The 9,406-nt window shown below is 56.1% G+C and carries 9 protein-coding genes; 8 read left to right on the top strand and 1 reads right to left on the bottom strand.

What is annotated here, in order from left to right; translation table 11 throughout:
* The first annotated feature begins 86 nt into the window (after window positions 1-86).
* The 6 genes from GOV87_RS18680 to GOV87_RS18705 are packed head-to-tail and all read left to right on the top strand — an operon-like array spanning window position 87 to window position 5,878.
* On the top strand, window positions 87-1,034 hold the full coding sequence (locus tag GOV87_RS18680; RefSeq protein ID WP_171124711.1) for a carbohydrate ABC transporter permease: 948 nt from the start codon (window positions 87-89) through the stop codon (window positions 1,032-1,034).
* Window positions 1,031-1,969 carry a carbohydrate ABC transporter permease gene (locus GOV87_RS18685; RefSeq protein WP_171212767.1) on the top strand — a complete coding sequence of 313 codons (939 nt, stop codon included), beginning with the start codon at window positions 1,031-1,033 and terminating at the stop codon, window positions 1,967-1,969. The genes GOV87_RS18680 and GOV87_RS18685 overlap by 4 nt, the downstream gene beginning before the upstream one ends.
* Window positions 1,966-2,154 carry a hypothetical protein gene (locus GOV87_RS18690; protein ID WP_171212768.1) on the top strand — a complete coding sequence of 63 codons (189 nt, stop codon included), beginning with the start codon at window positions 1,966-1,968 and terminating at the stop codon, window positions 2,152-2,154. Before GOV87_RS18685 ends, GOV87_RS18690 begins: the two co-directional genes overlap by 4 nt.
* Before the next feature lie 4 nt (window positions 2,155-2,158).
* Window positions 2,159-3,256: an ABC transporter ATP-binding protein gene (locus GOV87_RS18695; RefSeq protein WP_171212769.1), complete on the top strand. Its 1,098-nt coding sequence runs from the start codon at window positions 2,159-2,161 to the stop codon at window positions 3,254-3,256.
* Window positions 3,249-4,244 carry an ABC transporter ATP-binding protein gene (locus GOV87_RS18700; protein WP_171212770.1) on the top strand — a complete coding sequence of 332 codons (996 nt, stop codon included), beginning with the start codon at window positions 3,249-3,251 and terminating at the stop codon, window positions 4,242-4,244. Before GOV87_RS18695 ends, GOV87_RS18700 begins: the two co-directional genes overlap by 8 nt.
* Window positions 4,245-4,255: 11 nt before the next feature.
* A complete protein-coding gene (locus tag GOV87_RS18705) occupies window positions 4,256-5,878 on the top strand; it encodes a dihydroxyacetone kinase subunit DhaK (protein WP_171212771.1) in 1,623 nt (540 codons plus the stop codon).
* Between the two features lie 50 nt (window positions 5,879-5,928).
* Here the strand turns inward: GOV87_RS18705 and GOV87_RS18710 are convergent, their stop codons facing one another.
* Window positions 5,929-6,693 (bottom strand): DeoR/GlpR family DNA-binding transcription regulator, encoded by a 765-nt coding sequence (locus tag GOV87_RS18710; RefSeq protein ID WP_171212772.1) that lies wholly within the window; start codon window positions 6,691-6,693, stop codon window positions 5,929-5,931.
* Window positions 6,694-6,874: 181 nt separating this feature from the next.
* On the opposite strand from GOV87_RS18710, the gene pyk reads away from it, so the two are divergent.
* Window positions 6,875-8,323 carry a pyruvate kinase gene (gene pyk / locus GOV87_RS18715; protein WP_171212773.1) on the top strand — a complete coding sequence of 483 codons (1,449 nt, stop codon included), beginning with the start codon at window positions 6,875-6,877 and terminating at the stop codon, window positions 8,321-8,323.
* 17 nt (window positions 8,324-8,340) lie between these two features.
* Window positions 8,341-9,342 (top strand): type I glyceraldehyde-3-phosphate dehydrogenase, encoded by a 1,002-nt coding sequence (gene gap, locus GOV87_RS18720; protein ID WP_171212774.1) that lies wholly within the window; start codon window positions 8,341-8,343, stop codon window positions 9,340-9,342.
* The last annotated feature ends 64 nt before the right edge of the window (window positions 9,343-9,406 follow it).

Consider the following 9,406-nt stretch of genomic DNA (forward strand, 5'->3'; position numbering starts at 1 on the left):
TCTCTCTCCGGATTGGCAAAATGCTAATTCGGAGCACTCCGCCACCTTCGGAGACAGTATCGCTGTCGCCGATGAAGGATCAAACAATGATACACACACCGATGGATAAAATCGCCAAAGCGACACCCGAGCCGATGGCTCGGAAAGTGCGCGGGCTGTCAGATCGAACCATCGCCTGGATTTTTGTCGCGCCGTCCATTTTCCTGCTGTTGGCCGTCAACATCTTTCCGCTGATCTGGACCATCCGGCTGAGCTTTACCAACTACAAGGTGAACCGTCCCAACCGTGAGATCGATTTCGTCGGCCTGCGCAACTACGAGCGCATCCTGACCGACAGCGACACATGGATGACGATGCAGGCCACGGCGCATTTTCTGATCTGGACCATCGTTCTGCAGGTTCTGATCGGCTTTGCGCTGGCCTACCTGCTGAACATGAAGTTCAAGGGCAATGATATGTGGACCACGATCATCGTGTTCCCCATGATGTTAAGCCCGGCCGTTGTAGGTAATTTCTGGACGTTCCTCTATCAGCCGCAAATCGGCCTATTCAATTATGTAGTGACGTTCTTTACCGGTGGTGATCCATCCAGTTTTTCAATGATCGGAGATGTGCACTTGGCGCCTTGGGCCATTGTGATCGCCGACACGTGGATGTGGACGCCGTTCGTGATGCTGATCTGTTTGGCGGGTCTGCGTTCGATCCCGGACTCGATCTATGAGGCTGCGGAATGCGACCGCGCCAGCAAATGGCGGCAGTTCTGGACGATTACGATCCCAATGGCGTTGCCGTTCCTGATGCTGGCTGTGTTGTTCCGTGGGATCGAAAACTTCAAGATGTTCGACCTTGTGGTGCAATTGACAGGTGGTGGGCCGGGCAACACGACCACGCTGACCTCAATCGACCTGAAACGCGAGGCGTTCGAGAAATGGCGCACCGGCTATTCCTCGGCCTATGCGGTCATCCTGTTCGTCACCGTCTTTGGGCTGGCTTCGATCTACGTCAAAGCCCTGAACAAGGTAAAAGAAAGATGAGCTTTTCTGTTACAGAGCCGTCCAATCGGACGAAGTGGGTCGCTGGTACCGCTGTGGTACTGTATGCGGTCATCACGATACTGCCGCTGATGTGGATCATCGCCACCGGGTTTAAGTCGCCTGCCGACTCAATCTCATATCCGCCCAAAATCCTGTTCGAGCCGACGCTGGAAGGCTACGTCAACGTGTTCACGCAGCGCACGCGCCTGAATGAAGAAGACCTCGCAGCGCTGCCCGCGCCAGAGACATGGTATGATGAAATGGTTCGCGAACAGGGGCAAGTTATCACCGGCGCGTCGCGCTATGGCGAGCGTTTCATGAACTCGGTCATCATTGGGTTCGGCTCGACCTTTCTGTGTATGGTGCTGGGCACCGCTGCGGCCTATGCGTTCAGCCGGTTCCGGGTGCCACTCAAGGATGATTTGCTGTTCTTCATCCTGTCGACCCGGATGATGCCGCCGATTGCGGTGGCGATCCCAATCTTTCTGATGTTCCGGCAACTAGGGTTGAACGACACGCATCTGGGTATGATCCTGCTGTATACAGCCGTGAACCTTTCCCTGTCGGTTTGGTTGCTAAAAGGGTTCATCGACGAGATCCCGGTGGAATATGAAGAGGCCGCATTGATCGACGGATACACCCGCTTTCAGGCCTTCTACAAAGTGGTGCTGCCGCAGGCCGCGACGGGCATCGCCTCAACCGCGATTTTCTGCTTAATCTTTGCCTGGAACGAATACGCTTTTGCTGTTCTGCTGACCTCGGGCACCGCACAAACCGCACCGCCCTTCATTCCGACCATCATCGGTGTTGGCGGCAAGGACTGGCCCGCCGTGGCCGCCGGGGCGACGATCTTCCTAGTGCCGGTCATGGTCTTCACCATTCTTCTGCGCAAGCATCTGCTGCGCGGCATCACATTCGGAGCGGTTCGCAAATGAGTACCTTCATCAATGGCCTGCTGCGGCTGCGCCGTGGTCCTTGGGAAATGGTGGCCTCCATCCTTATCGCGTTGGGTGTGATCATGCTGATGCAGCCTTTCGTGCTGGCCCTGTTCACCTATTCCTTCATTGTCACGCTGATTGGCACGGTGATGTTCATCATCGTCAGCCACTTCCCGGAGTAAGAACATGGCACAGATCAGAATTGAAAACGTGCGCAAGGAATTCGGGACGTTTACCGCCGTGCAGTCGTCGAGTTTCACCATCGAAGATGGCGAGTTCTTTATGCTGCTTGGCCCTTCGGGCTGCGGCAAGACCACGACTTTGCGTATGATGGCCGGGCTTGAGCTGCCCACCAGTGGCGAGATTTACATCGACGGCGAAGAGGTGGGTATGAAGCCTGCCAGCCAGCGCGATATCGCCTTTGTGTTCCAGATGTTCGCGCTCTACCCGCATATGAATGTCGGCAAGAACATCAGCTATCCTCTGCTGAGCCAAGGGATGCCCAAAGCACAGGTAAAAAAGAAGGTGGACGAGGTCGCCCAGATTCTGGGGATCACCGATATTCTGAAGAAACCTGTTGGCGGCTTGTCCGGAGGCGATCGTCAGCGCGTGGCCTTGGGGCGCGCCATCGTTCGTGACCCCAAGGCGTTCTTCATGGACGAGCCGCTGGGTGCGCTGGATGCAGAATTTCGCGAACATATGTCCGAAGAGCTGCGCGCCCTTCATGACCGGATGGGGGCGACCACGGTTTACGTGACCCACGATCAGCTAGAGGCGATGCAGATGGGCGACAAGATCGTGGTCATGAACCACGGCGTTGTTGAACAATTTGGGGTGCCGCAAGATATCTATGACTGGCCCGCCACGATGTTCGTTGCCAGCTTCATCGGCTCACCTTCCATGAACTTCCTGAATTTTCATGGAATTGTTGGCAGCGGCACTCACTCGGTCGATCTGGGTGACAGTCAAATTCGTATCCCCGAACAGCATGGTGGCGCGCGTGGCGATCTGGCGCTTGGTGTGCGACCTGAACATGTGCATCTGGATGACAGTTCCAGCTATCGCGGCGAAGTGACGGCGACGGAATACCTTGGCACCACTCAGATCGTGACACTGAATACCCCGAATGGCGAGATCAAGGCGCGCATCCCATCCAGCGATCGCGTTCATGTAGGTGAAAAAACGGGCCTGCGCTTTGATGAGCGTACAATCACGGTGTTCGAAACGGAAAAGGGCAGGGCACTGTTGTCCGCCGGAAACGAAGGAGTTCTGAACCATGGCTGAGGTTGAACTTCGCAATGTGACAAAAACCTTTGGCGACACGGTCGCTTTGGACAACGTATCCATGACAATCCCGGATGGGGCTTTTGTCGTCCTTCTTGGGCCAACCGGGGCCGGCAAGACAACGACGCTGCGCATGGTGTCCGGGCTGGACAAGCCGGATGAGGGTGACGTCCTGATGAATGGCCAGTCTCTGACCGGATTGACCCCGGCGCAGCGCAACGTTGCCATGGTGTTTCAGCAATACTCGCTGTACCCGCATCTGACGGTCTATGAAAATCTGGCATTCCCGCTGCGGTCCCCGTTGTTGAAGACGCCCGAGGACGAGATCAGGATCAAAGTGCAGCGCGTCGCCGAGACACTGCAGATCGCACACAAGCTTGAAAACAAGGCGACCGCCCTGTCTGGCGGGGAAATGCAGCGTGTTTCGATCGGTCGTGCCTTGGTGAGAAATCCCGAAGTCTATTTGATGGACGAACCCCTCAGCTCATTGGATGCCAAGCTGCGCGCCGATTTGCGGATTGAGCTGAAAAGCATTCAGGCGGATAGTGGCGCGACGCTACTTTACGTGACACACGATCAGGTCGAGGCGATGACCATGGCGACCCATGTCGGTGTTCTGGATAATGGCAAGCTGATCCAGTTTGGCACGCCGCGGGAAATCTACGAGGCCCCAGTCAGCATCTATGCGGCCAGCCGCCTTGGCCAGCCCCGGATCAACATTCTGCCCGCCGATATCTTTGGTCACGCCCCAAGTGGTGCCAAGTCCATCGGCCTGCGCCCCGAACAGATCGGACAGGGGGACGGACAGGACAGTCTTGTCACGCGGGTCGAACATCTGGGCGATCAGACCAGATTGCATCTGTCTTTCAGGGATCATGATCTGATTACTGTAACCGACGCGCACACCTCGCTTAAAAGCGGCGATATCGTCAAAATCGCTCCGAACAACCCGTTTTTCTTCGACGCCGAAGGCGTCCGGATTCAGTAAAAGAGGCTGAAATGACCCATTTTATCAACAAAAAAGAAGACATCGTTGCCGAAGCCGTTGACGGCGTGATCGCAACATCGGGTGGTCGCCTTGCCCGGCTGGACGGTTATCCACATATCAGGGTGGTGGTGCGCACGGACTGGGACAAGTCGAAGGTTGCGCTGGTGTCTGGCGGGGGGTCGGGTCACGAGCCCGCGCACGCCGGGTTCGTCGGCGAAGGTATGTTGACCGCTGCGGTGTGTGGTGACGTATTTGCCTCACCTTCTGTCGATGCGGTTCTGGCCGGGATTTTGGCCGTGACCGGACCGGCAGGTTGCTTGCTTATCGTCAAGAACTACACCGGCGATCGCCTGAACTTTGGCCTTGCGGCTGAACGTGCGCGCGCCTTTGGGCTCAATGTGAATATGGTCATCGTGGATGATGACGTCGCGCTGCCTGATCTGCCCCAGGCACGCGGTGTTGCGGGGACGCTGTTCGTGCATAAAATCGCCGGTGCATTGGCCGAGAATGGCGCCGACCTCGATGCGGTGACAACCGCAGCAGAGCGCGTTATCGCAGGCACATCGTCCATCGGCATGTCGCTTGACACCTGTACGGTGCCCGGCGCACCGAAAGAGGATCGCATTCCAAGCGGTAAAGCTGAACTGGGCCTCGGTATCCATGGTGAGGCCGGGATTGATCAGGTTGAATACTCGGATGCTAAAACTGCCATCGCCATGATGGTGGAAAAGCTGGGTGCAAAGATGGACCCTGACCAGCGCTATGTTGCTTTGTTGAATAACCTTGGCGGGGCTTCCGTTCTGGAAATGTCCATTCTGGCGCATGAGCTCAAGCATTCGTCGATCGGGCAGCAGATTAGCCATATCGTTGGACCTGCGGCTATGATGACTTCCCTTGAAATGCGTGGATTTTCGATCTCGGTCTATCCTGCGCCGACCGAGGATCTGATGGCGTTGCAGACCAAAACGCACCTGAGCGCATGGCCCGGTGTAAACGCATTGGTCGACGTTCCCGTGCTTGAACTGCCCGATGGCCTGAAGCCAATTAAGCCTCTGGCCTCGGATCATGCAGAGACCCGTTCGTTCCTGACACGGTGCTGCGAGATACTGATAGCGGCCGAGACTGACCTGAACGCGCTGGATGCCAAGTCCGGCGATGGTGACACTGGCTCAACGCTTGCAGGCGCGGCGCGCGCCCTGATTGCAGCGATGGACAAGCTGCCTTTGGCGGATCACACACAACTGTACCGCGCAATCGGTCAAGAGCTGAGTCAGACTATGGGCGGTTCTTCAGGTGTTTTGCTCGCCATTTTCTTTGCAGCGGCGGGGGATGCGGCATCAAGTGGTGAAACGATGCAGAAGGCGTTGCATGTTGGTTTGCAGCGGATGCAGGATATTGGTGGCGCCCAACCCGGTGACCGGACAATGATTGATGCACTGAAACCGGCACTGGACAAGCTGGAAGGCGGATTACCCGATGCAGCAGTTGCCGCGCGGGCGGGGGCTGACAAAACGGCAACGATGCTGCGCGCCCGAGCGGGCCGCGCGTCATATATCAACGCAGAACAACTGCGGGGCCATGTCGATCCGGGTGCCGAAGCTGTCGCGCGGCTGTTCGAACGATTGGCCAGCTAAAAATGACCGCAATCGGTCGCAGGGCGTCACCTTGGCCTTGCGACCGCGCCTCAGGATTGCACGACGCTGATGGACGTGCCGAGTTCGCGGGCCTTCTGCATCATACCGTCCGGCAGCGGTGCATCGGTGAAAAGGATATCGGTGTCGACAAGATTCCCAATCCGCCCAGGGGCTGACCGCAGCATTTTTGAACTGTCGGCAACCACAAAAGTCGACTTTGACTGTCGTATGATAGACTTCGTTGCGCGCACTTCCTGAAAATCGAAATCCAGCAGATCCAAGTCCGCGTCAATCCCGGCGCAGCTTATGATTGAATGGTCGAATTTGAACAAATCCACCACCTGTGTTGTCAAGTTGCCAAGCAGGCCGCCGTCTGTGCGCCGCAACGAACCACCAGCGACAACAATCTCGATATCAGGGTTCGCCGCAAGGATGTTGGCGGTGTTCAGGCTGTTGGTGACAACCAACAGGTCTTTGTGGGTTAGCAATTCATGGGCAACAGCTTCGGTGGTGGTTCCAATGTTTATGAACACAGTTGCACCGTTTGGAATGCTGCCAGCGCATTCTCTGCCAATTCTTGCCTTGCCTTCGGTATTTCGATTACGGCGCTGCACATAGTCGAGATTCCCCGCCCCTGAAGACACGACAGCGCCCCCGTGAACGCGTTCCAGTTGGCCGGTATCAGATAGCTGCGCAAGGTCGCGGCGGATGGTTTGCTCGGCGACCCCAAAGCGTCGGGCAAGATCCTCAACCCGGATCGTTCCTTCGATTTGAGCGATGTGCAAAATCTCAGATTTTCTGTTCTTGCCAAGCATGTTTTTGATCCTTTGCGCTCAAAAATAGATGTGCGGTTTTTGTGTGCTTTGCAAGATATTTTGATAATATCGAACATTATTCGCCAAAAAAGAACGCTTCAATGCGCGAAAATGTTGACTTTAGGTTTGAATGGTGATTGTTAGCGATAACAAATGAAAATGGTTCAGGGGCAAGGTCCGAATGATCCGAAACAGAAACATCAAAGTTGTGGCGACACTTGGGCCAGCCTCAAGCAGCTATGAAACCATCCGTGCCCTAAAAACCGAAGGGGCGGATGTGTTCCGCCTCAACATGAGCCACGGACAGCACGAGGATATCGCCCGGTTGCATGCCACAATCCGCAAGGTTGAGGCGGATATGAATGCGCCCATATGTATTCTGGCAGACCTTCAGGGCCCCAAGCTGCGCTGCGGAGTATTCGAAGGCGGTGGCGCGTTGTTGGTCGATGGGCAGAGCTTTCGGTTTGATCTGGAGGACACTGCGGGAAGCCAAAACCGTGTTCAGTTGCCGCATCCGGAAATCTTCCGGGCTCTGACCCCGGGCGCAACGCTACTGGTTAATGACGGTCTCATTCGTATGTCAGTTATTGATTGCTCAGACCTACATGCCGAGTGTCGCGTTATGGTAGGCGGGCGTATTTCCGACCGCAAAGGCGTGAACGTCCCTGATGTCGTGCTTCCTTTGGCTGCGTTGTCTGACAAGGACCGGGCAGATCTTGAATTTGTGTGCGAGCTTGGTGTCGAATGGCTTGCCTTGTCATTTGTGCAAAGGCCCGAAGACATCGAAGAAGCGCGCAAGCTGGCAAAAGGCCGGGCGCGCATTCTGAGCAAGATTGAAAAACCGGCGGCGGTAGACTGTTTTCCCGCAATTCTGGATGCGTCGGATGCGATCATGGTGGCGCGTGGCGACCTGGGTGTGGAACTGCCTATCCAAAAGGTTCCGGCAATTCAAAAACAGTTGGTGCGGGGGTGCCGCGCGGCCGGAAAGCCTGTGATAGTCGCAACTCAGATGCTGGAAAGCATGACCGGCAGCCCGGTTCCCACCCGCGCCGAAGTGTCCGATGTCGCGTCGGCCATTTATGACGGCGCCGATGCGGTCATGTTGTCGGCAGAATCCGCAGCGGGACAATTTCCGGTCGATGCAGTTCAGATGATGAACGCTATAGCCGAGGAAACGGAACAGGATCCCGGTTACCTTGAAGCGATCGAAGCGGCACGCACCCCCTGCAAGAGCACGGTGTCCGAAGCGATTACATCTGCGGCTCGGGAAATCGCTGAAACGACCGCGCTGAAAACGATCTGTTGTTACACTATGTCCGGCTCGACGGCCACGTTGGCCGCACGGGAACGCCCGCGCGTGCCTATTCTGGCGCTGACCCCTGATCCGTCCGTCGCCAGAAGGCTGGGCTTGGTTTGGGGTCTATCCTGTGCTCCGGTCGATCCCGCCATCCGTTTCAAGGGCGCGGTAAAAGCGGCAGTCTGTGCCGCGCGGGATATGGGGCTGGCCGGTCAGGACGACCGCATCGCGGTTACGGCGGGCATTCCTTTCAACACTGCAGGCACCACGAACATCCTGCGCGTCGTGTCGATGTCAGAATCCCTTGATGCGCAATCCGAAGCGGCATTCTAAATTTTTGGAGAAGTAAAATGACGGTAAAAGTAGCAATCAACGGGTTTGGTCGCATCGGTCGCAGTGTCCTGAGATCTTTGGTTGAGGCAGGGCGGAACGATGTCGCCGTGGTGGCCATCAATGATCTTGGCCCTATTGAGACGAACGCGCATTTGTTGAAATACGACAGCGTTCATGGGCGGCTGGATTCGGATATTCAGGTTGATGGAAACACATTGCTTGTTGGTGGGCGCGAAATACGCGTCAGTGCAGAACGCGACCCCGCAAAGTTGGCTTGGCAGGATGTCGACGTCGCACTTGAATGCACTGGTTTGTTTACAAAACGCGAAAGCGCCATTCAGCACGTGAGCAATGGGTCAAAGAAAGTTCTGGTTTCCGCCCCGGCTTCGGGTGCTGACAAGACCATCGTTTATGGTGTGAACCACAAAACTCTGACAGGCAACGAGATTGTTGTGTCGAATGCAAGTTGCACAACCAACTGCCTGTCTCCGGTTGCTAAGGTTCTGGACGACGCCTTTGGAATCGAAACCGGTTACATGACGACAGTGCATTCTTACACAGGGGATCAGCCCACTCTGGATACTATGCACAAAGACCTCTACCGCGCCCGAGCGGCCGCGATGTCGATGATCCCGACCTCGACAGGAGCGGCCCGTGCCGTCGGTGAGGTTCTTCCCCAGCTCAAAGGGAAATTGGACGGTTCTGCCATCCGGGTGCCGACACCGAATGTTTCGGCTGTTGATTTTTGCTTTATGCCGAAACAAGACGTAACCCTGGATCAGATTAACGACGTAATTCGCGCCGCAGCAGACGGCGAAATGCGTGGGGTACTGGCGGTGACAGATGAGCCGTTGGTTTCCGCAGATTTCAACCACGACCCTCATTCGTCGATTTTTGCCACCCAGCAGACCCGCCTGACCGAGGGTGGAATGGTTCGGATTCTGAGCTGGTACGACAATGAATGGGGTTTCTCCAATCGAATGCTGGACACCGCACGAGTGATGGCAACCAAAGTCTGAGGGCCACACAATGAGCACAATCATCGACATCCACGCCCGTGAAATTCTTGACAGCCGGGGCAAC

This window comes from Ruegeria sp. HKCCA5426 (genome assembly GCF_013034585.1).
GTDB lineage: Bacteria > Pseudomonadota > Alphaproteobacteria > Rhodobacterales > Rhodobacteraceae > Ruegeria.